Annotated in this window: 13 protein-coding genes; 8 read left to right on the forward strand and 5 right to left on the reverse strand. The window is 58.4% G+C overall.

The features are described from left to right. Together AACR14_RS15785 and asd are read left to right on the forward strand one after the other, a co-directional pair. A partial coding sequence (locus AACR14_RS15785) for a D-amino acid dehydrogenase (RefSeq protein ID WP_019446874.1) occupies positions 1-919 on the forward strand: 919 nt, incomplete at its 5' end. Positions 920-1,279: 360 nt separating this feature from the next. Next, positions 1,280-2,392, forward strand: a complete 1,113-nt coding sequence (asd, locus tag AACR14_RS15790) for an aspartate-semialdehyde dehydrogenase (protein WP_005345266.1) — start codon at positions 1,280-1,282, stop codon at positions 2,390-2,392. A 105-nt stretch (positions 2,393-2,497) separates the two neighbouring features. Here asd and fdhD read toward each other — a convergent pair whose 3' ends face one another. The 5 genes from fdhD to AACR14_RS15815 all read right to left on the reverse strand — a co-directional run bounded on the left by fdhD (position 2,498) and on the right by AACR14_RS15815 (position 9,201). Next, positions 2,498-3,370, reverse strand: a complete 873-nt coding sequence (gene fdhD, locus AACR14_RS15795; protein ID WP_019446875.1) for a formate dehydrogenase accessory sulfurtransferase FdhD — start codon at positions 3,368-3,370, stop codon at positions 2,498-2,500. Further along, entirely contained in the window at positions 3,367-5,499 is a 2,133-nt protein-coding gene (locus AACR14_RS15800) for a sigma 54-interacting transcriptional regulator (protein WP_019446876.1), read from the reverse strand. The genes fdhD and AACR14_RS15800 overlap by 4 nt, the downstream gene beginning before the upstream one ends. A gap of 417 nt (positions 5,500-5,916) precedes the next feature. Then, positions 5,917-6,159 carry a hypothetical protein gene (locus AACR14_RS15805; RefSeq protein ID WP_234784138.1) on the reverse strand — a complete coding sequence of 81 codons (243 nt, stop codon included), beginning with the start codon at positions 6,157-6,159 and terminating at the stop codon, positions 5,917-5,919. A gap of 251 nt (positions 6,160-6,410) precedes the next feature. Then, positions 6,411-8,555: a formate dehydrogenase subunit alpha gene (fdhF, locus tag AACR14_RS15810; RefSeq protein ID WP_083851959.1), complete on the reverse strand. Its 2,145-nt coding sequence runs from the start codon at positions 8,553-8,555 to the stop codon at positions 6,411-6,413. A 46-nt stretch (positions 8,556-8,601) separates the two neighbouring features. Beyond that, the gene (locus AACR14_RS15815) at positions 8,602-9,201 is read right to left on the reverse strand and encodes a 4Fe-4S dicluster domain-containing protein (RefSeq protein ID WP_019446880.1); all 600 of its coding nucleotides are present in this window, start codon (positions 9,199-9,201) and stop codon (positions 8,602-8,604) included. A gap of 655 nt (positions 9,202-9,856) precedes the next feature. Between AACR14_RS15815 and AACR14_RS15820 the strand changes: the two genes are divergently transcribed. From AACR14_RS15820 to AACR14_RS15845, 6 genes are all read left to right on the forward strand, one after another. Continuing rightward, a complete protein-coding gene (locus AACR14_RS15820; protein ID WP_019446881.1) occupies positions 9,857-10,972 on the forward strand; it encodes a RelA/SpoT domain-containing protein in 1,116 nt (371 codons plus the stop codon). Positions 10,973-11,522: 550 nt separating this feature from the next. Next, positions 11,523-13,391, forward strand: coding sequence for a low affinity potassium transporter Kup (gene kup, locus AACR14_RS15825; RefSeq protein ID WP_019446882.1), 1,869 nt, complete (start codon positions 11,523-11,525; stop codon positions 13,389-13,391). 423 nt (positions 13,392-13,814) lie between these two features. Next, positions 13,815-14,480 carry a 4Fe-4S dicluster domain-containing protein gene (locus tag AACR14_RS15830; protein WP_019446883.1) on the forward strand — a complete coding sequence of 222 codons (666 nt, stop codon included), beginning with the start codon at positions 13,815-13,817 and terminating at the stop codon, positions 14,478-14,480. After that, positions 14,480-16,351, forward strand: a complete 1,872-nt coding sequence (hyfB, locus tag AACR14_RS15835) for a hydrogenase 4 subunit B (RefSeq protein ID WP_019446884.1) — start codon at positions 14,480-14,482, stop codon at positions 16,349-16,351. Before AACR14_RS15830 ends, hyfB begins: the two co-directional genes overlap by 1 nt. A 1-nt stretch (position 16,352) precedes the next feature. Further along, complete coding sequence (locus AACR14_RS15840) at positions 16,353-17,306, forward strand: respiratory chain complex I subunit 1 family protein (protein WP_019446885.1); 954 nt, start codon at positions 16,353-16,355, stop codon at positions 17,304-17,306. An 80-nt stretch (positions 17,307-17,386) separates the two neighbouring features. Further along, positions 17,387-18,285 (forward strand): NADH-quinone oxidoreductase subunit C (locus AACR14_RS15845; RefSeq protein ID WP_019446886.1); only part of this gene is annotated, 899 nt, incomplete at its 3' end.

Below are 18,285 nucleotides of genomic sequence, written 5' to 3' on the forward strand. Positions count from 1 at the left end.
CGGTAAATCGACCCTGCTGCGCGACGAGCTGAGCATCGATTACGAAGGGCGCCAGCTCGGCACCCTGCAGCTGTTTCGCAGCCAATCCCAGCTCGATGCCAGTCAGCGCGATATCGAGGTGCTGGAGGAGTATGGCGTCCCCTACCAGTCGCTGGATGCCAGCGGCTGCGAAGCGGCAGAGCCTGCGCTGGCGCGGGTGCGCGGCAAAATCGTTGGCGGCTTGCGCCTGCCCGGCGACGAGACCGGCGACTGCTTCCGCTTCACCAAGGCCCTTGCCCTTGAAGCCGAGAAGCTCGGGGTCAAGTTTGTCTTCAACTGCGACATCGACGAGATTGAGCAAGCCCGTGGCCGCGCCGTGGCGGTGCGGGCGGGCGAGCAGCGCTATCGCGCCGATGCCATCGTCTGTGCGCTCGGCAGCTATGCCACCGGCTTTTTGCGGCCGCTGCTGCGCCCGCTCGGGCTGGAGCTGCCGGTCTATCCGGTCAAGGGCTACTCCCTCACCCTGCCGATGATCAACGCCGAGGCCGCGCCGCGCAGCACCGTGCTCGACGAGACCTACAAGGTGGCCATCACCCGTTTTGATGAGCGGATCCGGGTCGGCGGCATGGCGGAGCTGTCGGGCTACAACCTCGCTCTCAACCCCAGACGTCACGACACCCTGGCGATGGTGGTGGGGGATCTTTTCCCCGAGGGGGGCGATATCAGCCAAGCCGAGTTCTGGACCGGCCTGCGTCCCATGACGCCGGACGGCACCCCACTGGTGGGGCCCAGCCCCATTCCCGGCCTCTGGCTCAATACCGGCCACGGCACATTGGGCTGGACCATGGCGGCCGGCTCGGGTCAGCTGTTGTGCGATCTTATCAGCGGCAGCGAACCCGCTATCAGCGATGAGGGGCTCACCCTGGCCCGTTACGGCTAAGCGCCTAACAGGTCGGGCTGTTTCACTCGCCGACTGCGCCCTCAGACAACAGCACAGGACGTTCCCAACCGCTTTATTGACAGGCCACCGCCATAAACGGTGGCCTTTTCGTCTGATGTTGACCTTCTCGCTCCCCGTCTGCCTGAGCGGTGCTCTGGCTGCCGGTTAATGCAGCAAACGGCACAGAATATTGCGCAATTCGACTTGCGCAAGCCGCCACAATCCGTAATGTGGATAGACGCATTTTTCGCAGCGCATATTTTTAAATGGCCTGTAAACCGCTTGTAAACAGGCGTCGCCAGACAAGGGGTTACGGGTGTCATCGCGAGTTTCTTTAGCAGCAATCCAGGGTAGGACATTATGAAAAAAGTAGGTTTGGTCGGTTGGCGTGGCATGGTGGGATCGGTTCTGATGAGCCGGATGCAGGAAGAGCAGGATTTCGCCCATATTCAACCCACATTCTTCACCACCTCCCAGGCCGGTGAGGCCGCTCCCAACTTCGGCGTCGATGCCGGTACTCTGCAGGACGCCTTCGATATCGAGGCGCTGGCCAAGCAGGATATCATCATCACCGCCCAAGGCGGCGACTACACCAAGGATGTCTATCCGCGCCTGAAAGCCGCTGGCTGGCAGGGTTACTGGATTGACGCCGCCTCCTCCCTGCGGATGGAGAAAGACGCCGTCATCATTCTGGATCCGGTCAACGGCGACGTCATCGAGCAGGCTCTGAACGATGGCATCAAGACCTTCGTCGGCGGCAACTGCACCGTCAGTCTGATGCTGCTGGCCCTCGGTGGCCTGTTCAAGGCCGATCTGGTGGAGTGGGTGAGCGTGGCCACCTATCAGGCTGCCTCCGGTGGTGGTGCCCGCCATATGCGCGAGCTGGTGACCCAGATGGGGATGCTGCGCGACGAAGTGGCGGTTGAGCTGGCAGACCCCGCCTCCGCCATTCTCGACATCGAGCGCAAGATCACCGAGAAGACCCGCTCCGGCACCCTGCCGGTGGACAACTTCGGCGTACCGCTGGCCGGTGGCCTTATCCCCTGGATCGACACCAAGCTCGACAACGGCCAAAGCCGTGAAGAGTGGAAGGGTCAGGCCGAGACCAACAAGATTTTGGGTATCGAGAACGCCGTCATTCCGGTGGATGGTCTCTGTGTGCGGATCGGTGCCCTGCGCTGCCACAGCCAGGCGTTCACCATCAAGCTGAAAAAGGACGTGCCGCTGGCGGAGATCGAAGCGCTGCTGGCTGCCCACAACGACTGGGTGAAAGTGATCCCCAACGATCGCGACATCACCGCCCGCGAGCTGACCCCGGCTGCCGTCACCGGCACCCTCAGCATTCCGGTGGGCCGTCTGCGCAAGCTCAATATGGGCCCTGAGTATCTGGCCGCCTTTACCGTGGGTGACCAGCTGCTGTGGGGCGCCGCCGAGCCGCTGCGCCGCATGCTGCGTATCCTGCTGGCGCGCTAAGCCGCCACAGCAGCAGATACAACAAGGGCGGGGAGTCACACTCCCCGCCCTTTTTTATTGCCAGTTTTTATAAGCCCTTTAGCAGGCTCTCACTCTTGCTGTCACTTAAAGCAGAATGCGCTGGCACCCGCTGTAGATCTCGGCCCGCCCGAGACGGCAAAAGCCCACCAGGGTGAGGCCGGTCTGCTCGGCCCGCTCGACCGCAAGCTCGGTGGCGGCCGAGATGGCGAGCAATATTTCCACTCCGGCGCTGGCGCACTTTTGCACCATCTCGAAGCTGGCGCGGCTGGTCACCAGAATGGCGCCGTCACGGCGACCCGTGCGGCACAGATGGCCCACCAGCTTGTCCAGAGCGATATGGCGTCCCACATCCTCGCGAATAGCGAGAATGTTGCCTTCCCCATCCAGATGCACAGCCGCATGGGTGGCGCCGGTGCGCTGACCCAGCAGCTGGAGCGGACGCAGCGCGCTCAGCACCTTGTCGATATGGCCAACCGCCAGACGCTGACTGTCGGGCAAGCTTGGCTGGGTGCGGATCACCTGCTCCAGACTCTCGCTGCCACAGATGCCGCAACCGGTGCGCCCCGCCAGGGTGCGCCGCTTCTCTTTGAGGCGGTGAACGCAGCGATTGGCCAGGGTGATATGCAGCTCAATCCCCTGACAGCCCTCAATCTGCTCGATGTCGTGGATATCGAGCAGGCTGTCGATGATCCCCTCGGATAGCGAAAATCCGATGGCAAAATCCTCCAGATCGGAGGCCGAGCACATCATCACGCTGTGGGCGATGCCGTTGTAGACCAGCGCCACCGGCGTCTCGGAGGGGAGCGCCATTTCGCTGTCGCAGGTCAGCGCATCGGCGCGGTAGTGCACCACCTCGCGGTGGATAGCGCAGCGGGCCAGCTCGTTCTGTTCTCTCTGCTCGCACTGTTCGTTCTGTTTTTGCTCGCTCCGCGCCTCAAGCTCAATTACCTCTCTCATGGTGCGACCCCATCAATGATCTCGGGATCTCTGGCCGAAATGCCGAGCCGCTTCATTTTCGAGAGCAAGGTGGTGCGCTTCATGCCAAGGCGGTTGGCCGCTCCTCGCTCGCCAGCGACGATGCCGTTGCAGTCACGCAGGGCAGCGATGATCGCTTCGCGCTCATCGGTCGGCCCCTCCTCGGCAAAGAGCGGCGTGGCGGGTTCGTCATACACCAGAGTCTCAATCTTGTGGTAGCCCTTGAGGGGCATCAGCTCATCAGGCGAGAGGTTGAGCACATGACCGCGGGTCATCACCACGGCGCGCTCGATAACGTTCTCCAGCTCGCGGATATTGCCGTACCAGGGCAGCGACACCAGCATCTTCATGGCATCGGCGGGGATCGAGGTGATGGTGCGGCGCATCCGCTTGGCGATCTTCTTGATAAAGAAGTTGACCAGCAGCGGAATATCCTCGCGGCGCTCGCGCAGCGGCGGCAGCTCGATGGGAAAGACATTGAGGCGGTAGTAGAGATCGCTTCTGAAACGCTTGTTCTTGACCATGGAGAGCAGATCGCAGTTGGTGGCGGCCACCAGTCGCACATCCACTGCGATGGGGTTGCTGTTGCCCACCCTCTCCAGCTCGTGCTCCTGCAATACCCGCAAGAGTTTGGGTTGCAAGTCCAGCGGCATATCCCCCACTTCGTCGAGGAACAGGGTGCCCTTGTGGGCCCGCTCGAAACGGCCGATCCGCTGGGTCAGGGCGCCGGTGAAGGCCCCCTTCTCGTGGCCAAAGAGATCGCTCTCGATAAGGCCGGTGGGGATGGCGGCGCAGTTCACCTTCACCATCTCGTGGTCGTGGCGGGCACTCAGGGCGTGAATGGCCTGGGCGATCAGCTCCTTGCCGGTACCGGTCTCACCGAGGATCAGCACGGTACTGTCGCTCTCGGCCACCAGCCGCACCTTCTCCAGCACGCTCTCCATCACCGCGCTCTGGTAGATGATGCGGGGGAACTCCCCCTGCATCTGCGGCTCGTTGATGCGAATGGTCTTCTCTTTGGCGCCGTTGGTGTTGGAGATCTCCTGCTGGGCCTGCACGTTGTTCATGGCTATGGCGGTGCGCGCCGCCACCTGCTCCAGCAGAGAGATATCGATATCGGCAAAAAAGTCGGCGTTGGGATGCGAGAGGATCAACACCCCCAGCAGGTTGCCCCGATAGCGCAGCGGCAAAATGCAGGAGCTGTCAGCCTCGGGCGGCAGGATCTGGGAGGTAAAGCGGCAGCGATTGCTGCAGCCGTGGCCGTGTTCGCGATAGACAAAAAACGGCTCGCTATGACCAAGGGCCCCCTGCAGACACTTCTTTTCGAAACAGGAGTGATCGATGATGCCCGGCTGCTCGCTCTGGTGTTGATTGACCAGATAGCTCTTGAAGCTGTCGGAGGTGGCGTTGTATTCGGCCAGACACAAGCTGCTGATGCCGAAGTGGTGGTGCAGGATGGCAAACAGGCTCTTGGGCAGCTCGGCGATGCGCACCAGTTTGATTACCGCGTTGGTCACATCCACCAGAATTTTGCAGCTGTCGCGCTCAAGGCGCAGGGAGTTGGCCTGCTCCAGAGTGCGCTCCTTGTCGAGCACGTTTTCGAGCGCAATGGCGATAATGGCCGCCAGCTGGGTCAGTTTGGCAAGGGTCTCCATGGTGAAGCTGTCGAGCTGGGTGTTGATAAACTCGACCCCGCCCAAGTGGCTGCGGGCGGTGGTGATGGGGAGCTGGCAGTAGGAGCGCAGCCCCCCGTAGACCCCTTCGCGATCCAGCGCCGGGCAGCGATTCTCAAAGCGGGCGGCAGCGAGAATGATGGCCTGTTCCGGGGTCTCTTTGGTAGGACGGGGGGAGAGGTGCAGCTCTGCCTTGGGGCAGACCAGATGCTTTGGGCCGGAATGTCCCATGAAGTAGAAGATGGCCTCCTCATCCGCACCCATGTTGAGGATCAGGTTGACCCGGGTTACGCCGCCGAAGCTGGCATCTATCTTGTTGAGTTTGTGGATAAAATCATCGAGCGTCACGGCCGACAGGAGGGATTTGGAGAGCAGGAGGAAACCGTCGTCCCAGATGGGAGAGATCTCGTCCAGGGGGATGGCACTCACATTTAGCATTGCGGCCTCACGTTATATCGATTTAGTCACCAGTCAGGCTGTCCATGCCATCGCATCACGACAAGCACCCGTCACCAAAATAAATAGCCGCAGCCCGTAAAAGCGGCTGCCAATAAGAAAAGCGGTGACGAAAATTGTCGCATGTTGCAATTCCAGAGTTGTTATTAACGAACGACAACAAAAAGTAACATCGTTATCGGGGGATATATTGGAATGGCGACTCATCATAGATGAGCTCAAATTTCATTACAATCCGATTTAATATATCTGATGGCCATATTTAACCGGTTATTTCATCAGTTCTTGATCTCAATTAAGGCGCCTGAAAAGTGGGCCGCCGTCAACTGTCAGATCTGCCCTTTCCTCTTCGCTGGCTGCGGGTTTCAAGATGGCGTTTGCTGCCCATCCATCGGCAATTTACGAGGTGATGATCCGGCTGTGGCAGCACTTCAGGCCACCGAAGATAAAGAGGGCCGACAAGCTCTGGAAGGCCATCAGCAGCCAGCTGGCGTTGTCGGCAAGCTCGGCGGTGACGCTCTGGTGCGTGAGGTAGATCAGCAGGGTGATCACCCCCAACAGCAGGCCGTTGATCAAGGTGGTGGAGATAAACCCGATCAGCCAGGCACTGGAAATACTCAAGGCAGAAAATACGCTGCTCATGGCGAGTCGTGCTGCCATAAAACAGCCGAAAAAACCGAAGCCGAGCAGAAATATCATCTCGTCGCGCCAAATATAGCAACCTATTCCCAGCAATATCGCCGCCAGATAGGTGCCAATATAGAAAATTCCGAATAAGCGACCAATTTCATGTTGCATCATTTATCCCCTGTTTTTGGGTAATAAAAGGGTGCCCGACTCGATAAATCCGAGTCGGGTTCCCTTATTTGTGCAGAACCTCTTTTTTAGGGCGTTCAGCCTTTGGCTGCGCTGCGCAATTTCGCCTTGAGCGCGCTGTATTCAGTCTGGACGTACACTTCCGCCTCAGGCTGATTGTCGATGCGCTCGATCTTCACCGCGCAGTACTTGTACTCCGGCGTGTGGGAGACGGGATCGACGTGCTCGATGGTGAGCTCGTTACAGGCCCCGATCCACCACTGGTAGGTCATGTAGACCACCCCGGCGTTGACCCGGTCGTTGTAGTTGGCCCGGGTGATCACCTTGCCACGGCGCGACGAGATCCAGACCAGCGCCTGATCCTTCACCCCGAGCTTTTTGGCATCGCTCGGGTGGATCTGCACATAGCCCGGCTCATCGGCCAGGGTCTGCAGCGCCGAACAGTTGCCGGTCATGGAGCGGCAGGAGTAGTGACCTACCTCGCGCACGGTGGAGAGCACCAGCGGGTACTCCGCACAGGGCTGCTCCAGCGGCGCCCGCCACTCGGAGGCAATCAGCTGACCCTTGCCGCTCGGGGTGGTGAACACGTTCCCCTCGAACAGAGTGCTGGTGCCCGGGTGATCCTCGGTCGGGCAAGGCCACTGCACGCTCTTGAGATCGGCCATCTTGTCGTAGCTGACCCCGGCATAGAGCGGACAGAGCGCACGCATCTCGTCCCAGATCTCTTCGGTGTTGTGGTACTCCATGGGATAACCCATGGCGGTCGCCATCAACGAGAAGATGGCCCAGTCCGGCTTCACGTTCTCAGGGGGCGTCACCGCCTTGTAGAAGCGCTGGAAGCCGCGATCTGCCGAGCTGTAGACCCCCTCGTGCTCGCCCCAGCTGGTGGCGGGCAGAATGACGTCGGCCATCTCGGCGGTCTGGGTCATGAAGATATCCTGCACGATCACCAGCTCCATCCCCGCCAGAGTCCGGCGGAACTGACCCAAGTCAGCCTCGGTCTGGGCCGGGTCTTCACCAAAGATGTAGAAGGCCTTGCACTTGCCCTCCTCTACCTTATGGCCAAGCTCGGTCAGGCGATAGCCGGGCTTTTGGGAGAGCGACTCCACGCCCCACGCTTTGGCGAACTTGGCGCTGATCTCGGGATCGGCCACAGACTGATAACCCGGGAACTGGTGGGGCAGCATCCCCATGTCACAGGTGCCCTGCACGTTGTTCTGACCGCGAACAGGCCCGCAACCGGTGCCGCGGCGACCGAAGTTGCCGGTCAGCAGCGCCAGACCCGCCAGCCCCTTGACCACGTCCACTGCCTGACCGTACTGGGTCACTCCCATGCCCCACAGGATCATGGACGCAGGCGACTCGGCATAGGTGCGAATGGCGGCGCGGATATCGGCGGCTTTGAGGCCAGTGATCCCCTCCACATATTCCGGGGTGTACTTGGCCACCGTCGCCTTCAAGGTCTCGAACCCTTCGGTGTAGTTGGCGACGAATGCCTTGTTGTAGAGCCCTTCGTTAATCAACACGTTAGCGAAAGCGTTAACCAGCGCCATGTTGGAACCGTTTTTGAGCGGCAACCACTGATCGGCGATGCGGGCGGTCTCCACCATACGGGGATCACACACAATCACCTTGGCCCCGTTTGCCTTCGCCTTGAGGATATGGCGGGCGACGATGGGGTGAGAGTCAGCAGCGTTGTAACCAAACACCAGCAGGCACTTGGTCTCTTGAATTTCGGGAATGGCGTTGCTCATGGCGCCGTTACCTACAGTTGTCTCCAGACCGGAGACTGAGGGTGCGTGTCACACCCTCGCGCAGTGGTCGACGTTGTTCGTCCCAATCACCGCACGGGCAAATTTCTGCATCACATAGTTGGCTTCATTGCCGGGGCCACGGGCAGAGCCGGTGGTCATGATGGCGTCCGGGCCATATTTCGCCTTGATGGCAGCCAGACGGCTGCTGGCGAACGCGATCGCTTCGTCCCAGGAGACCGCCTCGAACTTGCCACCGCGCTCGCGGCGGATCATCGGGCTCTTGAGACGGGGGGTCAGCAGGTTGGTGTCGTTCAAAAAATCCCAACCGTAATAGCCCTTGAGGCAGAGCTGCCCCTCGTTGGTCCGGCCGTTGGCGCCTTCGGCCCCCACCACCTTGTCGTTTTCAACCAGCAGGTTGATTTTGCAACCGGTGCCGCAATAGGGGCACACGGTAATGACTTTTTTCATGACTCACACTCTTGTTTGTTAACGAAAAACGGCTCGGCAAGCCCGCTCACACCCGCGCCGGCATCGCCAGCAGTGCCTCGGCACTGGCCAGCTGCTTCTGCCGGTTCAGGTTTTCAAGATGCTCCGGCGTGACCAGCCGCAGCGCCTGGGTCGGACACACCTCGACACAGGCCGGGCCCGCCTCACGGTGACGGCAGAGATCGCACTTGAGCGCCTGCGCCTTGGTCTGCGGACGCTTGAAGAGCGAATCGGCAGCGGGGGCCACTTCTTTGAGCACCACCGCCATGGCGCCGTAAGGACAGGCCACCACGCAGGACTTGCAGCCGATGCAGCGATCCTGCAACACCTTGACGCAACCATCCTCACTGACGATGGCATTGTTCGGGCAGGCCATGGCGCACGGCTTGTCTTCACACTGGCGGCAGAGCACCGGTGTGGTCACCTTACTGCCCACGATCACCTTCAGGCGCGGCTGAAAGTAGCTGTCCTTGGAGACCAGATGTCCATCCTCGATGGCAAGATGCAGGCCGCCCTCCCGCTCAAGGGTCCCGCTGCAAGACCCTGACTGGTGTGAAACGGCGCAGGCCACCTCACAGGTACGACACCCAATACAGAGACTGGGATCTGCAATCACGAAGCTGTTCATAGAGAGGGATCCTAAATGGTTCGTTACACCGGGCCGCCCGCCGACAGGCAAAGAGGCGGCCAGCCCCCCACAAAGCATTTATCAGACCAAAACGGGCAAATGGCGCGATAAAAATTTACAACCAACTGAAAATAAAGGAGTAATCGGCAAGAGCAGCTTGCTGTTTACCACTACTGACGAGGGTAACGACGGACTGGGAAGTGTGATCGACACGACAAAAGTGACGAGCTCGACACCGGCTGACCAACCCCTGCCCCAGTCGTGTGACGGAACCATTCGAAGGAGTTTGCAGCCAGGATCGGCTGCCCTAAACCAGACAAGCGGAGGAAGGAAAACCGGGGAGAAAAACCATAGCAAGGGCCAAAAATGGGCTGTGCTGCACGCAAAAATGGCTTGGAGCGGCGGCCAAGTTGTTTGGTTTTGCTATCGAGCTGGCAGGTCATCATCAAGCCAAACCGAACAAAAATGAGCTACTTATTGACTGATTTGTTGAGCCAGAGCCGGTTTTAGGCCCCTGCCTCTTCAGTTTTTCACCTGCCCGGTTACTATGACTCAGTCGGCAACAAATTTTTAGGGCAGCATTTTCATGGAAACTGAGTGTTCTGGGTATATAAATAACCATGATTTATTTTTATAATAATAAGGCAGGTAACATATGTTTAGTATTGCAAAGGATGAGTTTTTACTTAAATATAAAATCAGCAATGATGAATTTATCCGTAGCGGGCTAAATTGGGACACATTAGCTGAAATAGGAACAGATCATTTTTATAATATCGAAAATAGAAAAGGAATTGCCGAGTTTTTTGTCAAAATAATACAAGGCTGTAAAGAGGTTCATTCGGTTAGGTGGAGAGTCAAAGACCCTGAACATCTCATAGAAAAAATCATCAGAAAAAACCTACCTAAAGATGGCGAGACAGTTCAAGAAAAATATAAAACAATAAACAAGGAAAATTATCATGAAATTGTCACTGATTTAATTGGAATTAGAGCAATACATCTTTTTAAAGATGAATACAAACCTATTGATAATTTTTTGAAGAGTGTTTGGGAACCACAGGAACTTCCTGTTATATATATAAGAAACGGAGATGCAGAATATAATGAGGATGGATTTTCAATAAAAATACATCCCGCAGGATATCGATCAATCCACTACGTTTTCCAATCTCAACTTTCGCGAAAACCTACATTTATAGAGGTTCAAGTAAGAACTATTTTTGAAGAGGGTTGGAGTGAAATTGATCACAAGGTAAGATACCCTAACTTTTCCGAAGACCAAAATATTATATATTTTCTAAATATATTCAATCGAATGTCAGGTAGTGCTGATGAAATGGGTAGCTTTGTCAAAACTCTAGACACAGAGCTAAAAAAACATGCGGAAATGCTTTCAAAAGCGAACTCAGAAAGTCAAAAGCTTAGAGCTGAAAATGAGGAAAGGATGGCTTCAATAGAAAAATTAATAAGTGAATTAGAAAGCTACAAGGGAGAAAATAAAACTAAAAACAAAACTATATCAGAGTTAAGATCACAAGTCGAAAAATTAAGAGAAACTGCAACCAAACAGCAGCCTTTAATAGACTTCGCTGGGTCAACGCTATCTTCTAGAAACAACAGAGATAGCTATGCATCAATAATTTCAGATGCAGGTTTAGATAGAGTTGCAAGTCGCAACAGTTTGATTTACGATCGCGACTCAAGTATTTCATCCTATTGGCTTAAATCCTCCAATAGTTCAAATAACAGTGACGATAAAAAGAGATAATATCAAAAGATAATTTCTAAAGATATCGTAAGGTGCAATAAGCGCAGCGCATTGCACCTCTTGCCTCTTTTAATACTGGGTGCAATTCACTTCGTTCATTGCACCCTACATTTTTTCCTTCCAAATAAAGACTCCATTGCTACCCAGCGCCCTCCCCTTTGCCATCCTGCCAGCAATTAATTAGTCACTATTTTATCGTCTGTTTTTCACTCGCTTCGGTAAAAAATAGTGGCCAAACCTCTTCCCCAGATAAAACAAACGGTTGCCCACAGAGCAGGTGAATATTTCAATCAACGGCCAATTAATAACCTTACTCAAAAGGACGTTTTGATTATTTATACCTGAGCATAAACCCGCAGAGTGTGTGTCATTATAAGCTTAACGACAGATGAACAGACTGTGTCCCATGAAACGCATCTTTATATCCGATTAGCTCCCTTCCCATCGCAATCCTTTGATTTCCCCCCGATGTTGTATTCACACATACCTGATGTGTTCGGGGCGATCTGCTGTGGCAAACGTGTAAACATCAAACTGACAAGATGAACTCATGAACTGTGATAAACAACAAGCCATGTCCGGCGTCATGCTGGCGGCGATTGGCGTAGTCTATGGCGATATCGGCACCAGCCCGCTCTATACCTTGCGCGAGTGCCTGTCAGGTCAATTCGGGTTCGGCGTCGAGCCGTCCTCCATTCTCGGCTTTCTCTCGCTGATCTTCTGGCTGCTGATCCTGGTGGTGTCGGTCAAGTACCTCTCCTTTGTGATGCGGGCCGACAACGCCGGCGAGGGTGGCATTCTCACCCTGATGTCGCTGGCGACCCGCAACGCCTCCACCCGCTGGACGCCGCTGCTGATCATCCTCGGCCTGATTGGTGGCAGCTTCTTCTATGGCGAGGTGGTGATCACCCCGGCGATGTCGGTGATGTCGGCCATCGAGGGTCTGAGCATTCTCACCCCCGCCCTCGACCCCTATATCGTCACCCTCTCGGTGCTGGTGCTGACCCTGCTGTTTGCCATCCAGAAACATGGCACCGCCATGGTGGGCAAGCTGTTTGCCCCCATCATGCTGATCTGGTTTATGACGCTGGCGGTGCTGGGGCTGCGCGGCATCATCCACAACCCCGAGGTGCTGGGGGCGCTCAACCCCGTCTGGGCGGTGCGCTTCTTTATCCAGTACCAGACCACCTCCTTCTTTGCCCTCGGCGCCGTGGTGCTGGCCATCACCGGGGTGGAGGCGCTCTACGCGGATATGGGCCACTTTGGCAAAAATCCAATTCGCCTCGCCTGGTTTATCGTGGTGCTGCCCTCGCTGGTACTCAACTACTTTGGTCAGGGTGCGCTGCTGCTGAGTAACCCCGCCGCCATTGCCAACCCCTTCTTCCTGCTCGCCCCGAAATGGGCGCTGGTGCCGCTGCTGCTGCTGGCAACCATGGCGACGGTGATCGCCTCGCAGGCGGTGATCTCCGGGGTATTTTCGCTGACCCGGCAGGCGGTGCGGCTCGGTTATCTCTCACCCATTCGCATCGTTCACACCTCCGAGCAGGAGTCAGGCCAGATCTATATTCCGGTCATCAACTGGATGCTCTATATCTCGGTGGTGATCGTCATCATGAGCTTCGAGCACTCCAGCAATCTGGCGGCGGCCTACGGCATCGCGGTGACCGGCACCATGGTGCTCACCTCCATCCTCTCCTGCTCGGTGGCCAAGAACAGCTGGCACTGGAACAAGTATCTGGTGGCCATCCTGTTTGCCGCACTGCTCTGTATCGACGTACCGCTGTTTGCCGCCAACCTCGCCAAGATCTTCTCCGGCGGCTGGCTGCCGCTCACCCTGGGTGCGGTGATGTTCACCGTGATGACCAGCTGGAAGAGCGAGCGTTTCCAGCTTATTCGCCGCCTGAACGAGCACGGCAACTCCCTTGAGCCGATGATCGCCTCGCTGGAAAAATCCCCGCCGACCCGGGTGGCCGGCACCGCCGTCTATATGTCGCGGGTGGTTAACGTGATCCCCCATGCGCTGCTACATAACCTCAAGCACAACAAGGTGCTGCACGAGCGGATCATCCTGCTCACCCTGCGGGTGGAAGAGGTGCCCTACGTCCACAATGTGCGCCGGGTCTGCATCGAGCAGCTCTCCCCCACCTTCTGGCGGGTGGTGGCAAGTTACGGCTGGCGCGAGACTCCGAACGTGGAGGAGATCTTCCACCGCTGCAACGCCGAGGGGCTGAGCTGCCGGATGATGGAGACCTCGTTCTTTATGGCCCACGAGTCGCTCATCATGAAAGACCGTCCCTGGTATCTCTATCTGCGCGGCAAGCTCTTTATGCTGCTGCAGCGCAACGCCCTGCGCGCCCCGGATCAGTTCGAGATCCCGCCCAACCGGGTTATCGAGCTGGGATCCCAGGTGGATATCTGATGGCGGGTTGATGGCCTCTTGATGGCATAGAAAACGTCAGCAAGAGAGAGAGGGAGGCATTGGCCTCCCTCTGTTGTTTCCGTTAACCCCGATTACCGGCCCCCTCATCCCCAACCCTTCTCCCGCGAGGGGAGAAGGGAGCAAACCACGGCGACCATATGCTGTAAACGGTGCAATTCACTGCGTTCTTTGCACCCTACTTAATGCTGCGTTTTCCAAGGTGACGAACCCTCCAGTCGGCTTCGTCACAAGTGACGAACGTCACAGTTCGACAGCCATGCCAGCCCTTTCACCCAACCACACCAAGATTTTTATTTATTTAAAAACAGCAACTTAAAACCAATTTTGCTGCAAAAACCAATCTGGCCCGTATCTTGCCAACCTGCCCCTACTTTCTCCGTTCGCGACACGACAAGGTAGGCTATGAACCGCTTCGTTATCGCTGACCCCAAGCTTTGTATCGGCTGTGGCACCTGTATGGCGGCCTGCAGCGAGGTACACAAGGCGCAAGGTTTGCAGCAAGCCCCCCGTTTAACCGTTATGCGACACGAGCAGGCGACCATGCCGGTTCAGTGCCGTCACTGTGACGATGCCCCCTGCATCAAGGTGTGCCCGGTCGAGGCAATTCACCAGACCGGCGATTGCGTGCAACTCAACGAGTCGCTCTGCATCGGCTGCAATCTCTGCGCCGTGGCCTGCCCCTTTGGCGCTATCCAGAGCGGTGGCAGCCGTCCGGTGGCCGTGGCCACCAGTTACGACACCTATATCCCCTGCTCCATCCGCTCCAGCAACCCCTCAACCTCTGCCGGCCTGCGCTGCTTTGGCGAGGATCTGCTGAGCTGGGAGCCGGGCGTGCGCAGCATCGCCGTCAAGTGCGACCTCTGTGAATTTCGCGCCGAAGGCCCCGCCTGTGTCGGTGCCTGCCCCTCCCAGGCACTTAAGCTGGTCAATGACGGCGACACCGAACGCGCCGCCCGTATCCGTCGCCAGCAAGCGGCCGACACCAACCCGCAAGGGGCCTCTGCCTTCTCGGCGCCTGCCACGGCGATCCCTGCATCCGATTTATCTACCACAGAGGGAGTTCGCTGATGTTGTCCCCCCTTGTTATGGCCACGCTCCTGCTCTTTTTGTTGGGCGCTGCCGCCGGTTTGCTCCTGCAAAAACTGCCCGCACTGGCCAACCGTCTCAATAGCGGTTTTGCCCTGCTGGGCTCGCTCGCGGGTCTGGTCGCCGCCATCCAGATCTTTGCCCAAGGCATCCCCGTCGACGGCCAGCTCTGGCTGCTGGGCTCGGTGCACCTCGACATGCTGGCCGCGCTGATGCTGCTGGTGATTAGCACCGTCGGCGTCGCCGTCGCCCTCTACTCCTTTGCCTATATCCGCGAATATCAGGGCAAGGGGGATGTGGCCATCGGCGCGCTGATGAACCTCTTCCTCTTTGCCATGGTGGGCATGGTGCTGGCCGACAATGCGCTCGGTTTCTTGCTCTGCTACGAGCTGGTGACCCTCACCACCTACTGGCTGGTCAAAACCAACCCCGAGGCCGCCAAACAGAGCCGGCTTTACCTGGTGATGAACCATATCGGCATGGCGCTGGTGCTGGTCGCCTTCTGGCTGCTCTGCCGCGAAAGCGGCTCGCTGGAGTTCTCCGCGCTGCGCGAACACCATCTGGCGGGCGGTTTGGCCTCCCTGGTGTTCCTGCTCAGCTTCTGCGGTTTTGGCCTGCGCGCCGGTTTCGTGCCGCTGCACGGCTGGCTGCCGGTGGCCGAGCCCGTTGCGCCGTCCCATATCTCGGCGCTGATGTCTGGCGTGATGGTGAAGCTGGGTCTCTTTGGCATCTTGCGGGTCAGCATCGATTTTCTCGGCGCCAGCCAGCTCTGGTGGGGTTATGTGGTGCTGATCTTCGGTGCCTGTTCGGCAGTGCTCGGGGTGCTGTTTGCGCTGGCCGAGCACGATCTCAAGCGGCTGCTCGCCTACCACACGGTGGAGAACATCGGCATCATCCTGATGGGGATGGGCATCGGCATGATCGGCATCGCCAACCAGCAACCGGCGCTGGTGGTGCTGGGGCTGCTCGGTGCCCTCTATCACCTGCTCAACCACGCCATCTTCAAGAGCCTGCTCTTTATGGGCACCGGCTCGGTGATGTTCCGCCTGCACACCCGCGATATGGACAAGATGGGGGGTCTCGCCAAACTGATGCCCTGGACCGCGCTGGCGTTCCTCATCGGTGCCATGGCCATCTCGGCGCTGCCGCCCCTGAACGGCTTTGTCAGCGAGTGGTTTATCTATCAATCCCTGCTCTCCATGACCAAACTCGGCACCTCGATCGTCGCGCCGCTCGCGGTAGTGATGCTGGCGGTGACCGGCGCCATGGCGGTGATGTGTTTCGTCAAGGTGTATGGCATCTGCTTCTGCGGCGCCCCGCGCAGCGAGAAGGCGAGCCACGCCCGCGAAGTGCCGGGCGCCATGGTGGCTGGCACCCTGCTGCTGGCCGCGGTCTGTCTGGTGCTGGGTCTGGGCGCCCCCTGGATTGCCCCCCATATTGCCAGCTATGGCCAAGCCTTGGTAAGCGGCCAAATGAACGTGGCCACTGGCGCCACCCTGCTGCCACTCGACAGCAGCCAGGCGATCCTCTCCCCGCCCGTTATCGCCATCACCTTGCTGGGGCTATTCCTCATTCCGCTGCTGGTACTGGCCATCTTCAAGGGGCCCAAGCTGGGTCGTCGTCACGCTGGCACCCCGTGGGCTTGTGGTTACGCCTACGAGGAGCGTATGAGCCTCACCTCCGGCGGTGTCACCCACACCTTGCGCCAACTCTGCGCGCCGCTCTATCGCAAGCAGCCGCAGCTCGATCTGGCTAGCGCCCTGCACGGGGTGAGCGATACCAGCGGGACAACCGGCTGGCTGCTGCACGGTGTTGTGCTGGCGCTCTTTATCCTGATGGCTGTAGGAGTCTGATATGCCTGTTCTTGAAATGCCGAGCTGGGGCATGGTTGCCCTCGCCCTGACCCAGGCCATCGCCATGCTGGCGCTGGCGCCGCTCGCCACCGGTTTCAACCGGGTGCTGCGGGCCAAGATGCACTCCCGTCAGGGGCCGGGCCTGCTGCAGGATTACCGGGATATCGCCAAGCTCCTGCGCCGTCAGGAGGTAACTCCCGAGCCTGCCGGCATCATCTTCAACCTGATGCCTGCGCTGCTCATTGCCGCCCTCTTGCTGGTAGGGATGGCGCTGCCAACCCTGACTCACGAGTCCCCCTTCCCCATCGCCGGGGATCTCATCACCGATATCTATCTGTTCGCCATCTTCCGCTTCTTCTTCTCCCTCTCGGGGCTAGACAGCGGCAGCATGTTTGCAGGGATCGGCGCCCGCCGCGAACTGACTCTCGGCATTCTGGTAGAGCCCATTCTGGTGCTCGCCTGCTTCATCATGGCGATGATGGTGGGCAGCTCGGATCTGGGCAATATCAGCAGCTATGTGGCGACCCAGCCGCTGGCCGCGCCGGTTGCCACCCTCTTGGCTGGCGCCGCCTGCGCCTTCGCGGTGTTTGTCGAGATGGGCAAGCTGCCCTTTGACTGCGCCGAAGCCGAGCAGGAGTTGCAGGAGGGGCCGCTCACCGAGTATTCCGGTGCGGGCCTGGCCCTGCTCAAGCTCTCCATCGGCCTCAAGCAGTTGGTGGTGGTGCAGCTCTTCTTGGTGATTTTCCTCCCCTTCGGCAAGGCGGCCAACTGGAGTCTGCCGGCGCTCATCGGCGCGGCGCTGATCCTCGCCTGCAAGCTGCTGGTGGCCTTTTTACTGGCTGGCATCATCGAAAACGCCATGGCCCGCACCCAGTTCGTGCGCACCCACAAGCTCACCCGCTACGGGTTGGGGCTAGCCCTGCTGGCGCTGCTCGCCTATCTGGTCGGGATCTGAATCATGCCCGCCAGCACAGCAACTTTTTCCGATTTCATCATTTGTGAATGCTCATTCCCGAACATTAAAGTGAGAACTGCATGACCATCGCCATTTCGGATCGCATCGGCTGCGACTACATCCAGCAGGTGCGAGCACAACTGCCCCACGCCATCGTCGACGAGGAGTGGCAAACCGCCGATCAGGCCACCATTACCGTCAAGCCCACCAGTCTGGTCGAGACCGCCAGCCTGATCTTCCATCAGCTGGGGGGCTGGCTTCCGCTCTCCTTTGCCAATGACGAGCGCAGCCTCAACGGCCACTTCGCCGTCTACCACGTCTTCTCCATGGAGGGCGACACCAAGTGCTGGATCACCGTCAAGGTGCTGGTAGATGCCGATACCCAGGAGTACCCCTCCATCACCCCGACCATTCCGGCGGCGGTGTGGGGCGAGCGGGAGATCCGCGACATGTATGGCCTGCGCGCCATCGGTCTGCCGGACGAACGCCGTCTGGTGTTGCCGGACGACTGGCCGGAGGATATCCATCCCCTGCGCAAGGACGCCATGGATTATCGCCAGCGCCCGATGCCCACTACCGACACCGAGACCTACCCCTTCGTCAACGAGCTCGGCAGTGATGCCAACCGTATCGTGCCGGTCGGCCCGCTGCACATCACCTCGGACGAACCGGGCCACTTTCGTCTGTTCGTCGATGGCGAAGACATCATCGATGCCGACTACCGCCTCTTCTATGTCCATCGTGGCATGGAGAAGCTGGCGGAAACCCGCATGGGCTACAACGAAGTGGCGTTTCTGACCGACCGGGTCTGCGGCATCTGCGGTTTTACCCACAGCGTCGCCTACACCACCTCGGTGGAGAACGCCATGGGTATTCCGGTGCCGGAGCGGGCCAAGATGATCCGCGCCGTGCTGCTGGAGGTGGAGCGCCTGCACAGCCATATCCTCAACATCGGCCTGTCGAGCCACTTCACCGGTTT

It is taken from the genome of Aeromonas sp. 159 (assembly GCF_963862045.1).
GTDB lineage: Bacteria > Pseudomonadota > Gammaproteobacteria > Enterobacterales > Aeromonadaceae > Aeromonas > Aeromonas veronii.

What these genes read in the sequence shown, in the direction of transcription:
- fdhD (WP_019446875.1), bottom strand. Translation starts at nt 3,370, where the DNA reads ATGAGAGAGGTAATTGAGCTTGAGGCGCGGAGCGAGCAAAAACAGAAC.
- AACR14_RS15815 (WP_019446880.1), bottom strand. Translation starts at nt 9,201, where the DNA reads ATGAACAGCTTCGTGATTGCAGATCCCAGTCTCTGTATTGGGTGTCGT.
- AACR14_RS15805 (WP_234784138.1), bottom strand. Translation starts at nt 6,159, where the DNA reads ATGAGCAGCGTATTTTCTGCCTTGAGTATTTCCAGTGCCTGGCTGATC.
- asd (WP_005345266.1), top strand. Translation starts at nt 1,280, where the DNA reads ATGAAAAAAGTAGGTTTGGTCGGTTGGCGTGGCATGGTGGGATCGGTT.
- kup (WP_019446882.1), top strand. Translation starts at nt 11,523, where the DNA reads ATGAACTGTGATAAACAACAAGCCATGTCCGGCGTCATGCTGGCGGCG.
- AACR14_RS15840 (WP_019446885.1), top strand. Translation starts at nt 16,353, where the DNA reads ATGCCTGTTCTTGAAATGCCGAGCTGGGGCATGGTTGCCCTCGCCCTG.
- AACR14_RS15830 (WP_019446883.1), top strand. Translation starts at nt 13,815, where the DNA reads ATGAACCGCTTCGTTATCGCTGACCCCAAGCTTTGTATCGGCTGTGGC.
- hyfB (WP_019446884.1), top strand. Translation starts at nt 14,480, where the DNA reads ATGTTGTCCCCCCTTGTTATGGCCACGCTCCTGCTCTTTTTGTTGGGC.
- AACR14_RS15800 (WP_019446876.1), bottom strand. Translation starts at nt 5,499, where the DNA reads ATGCTAAATGTGAGTGCCATCCCCCTGGACGAGATCTCTCCCATCTGG.
- AACR14_RS15820 (WP_019446881.1), top strand. Translation starts at nt 9,857, where the DNA reads ATGTTTAGTATTGCAAAGGATGAGTTTTTACTTAAATATAAAATCAGC.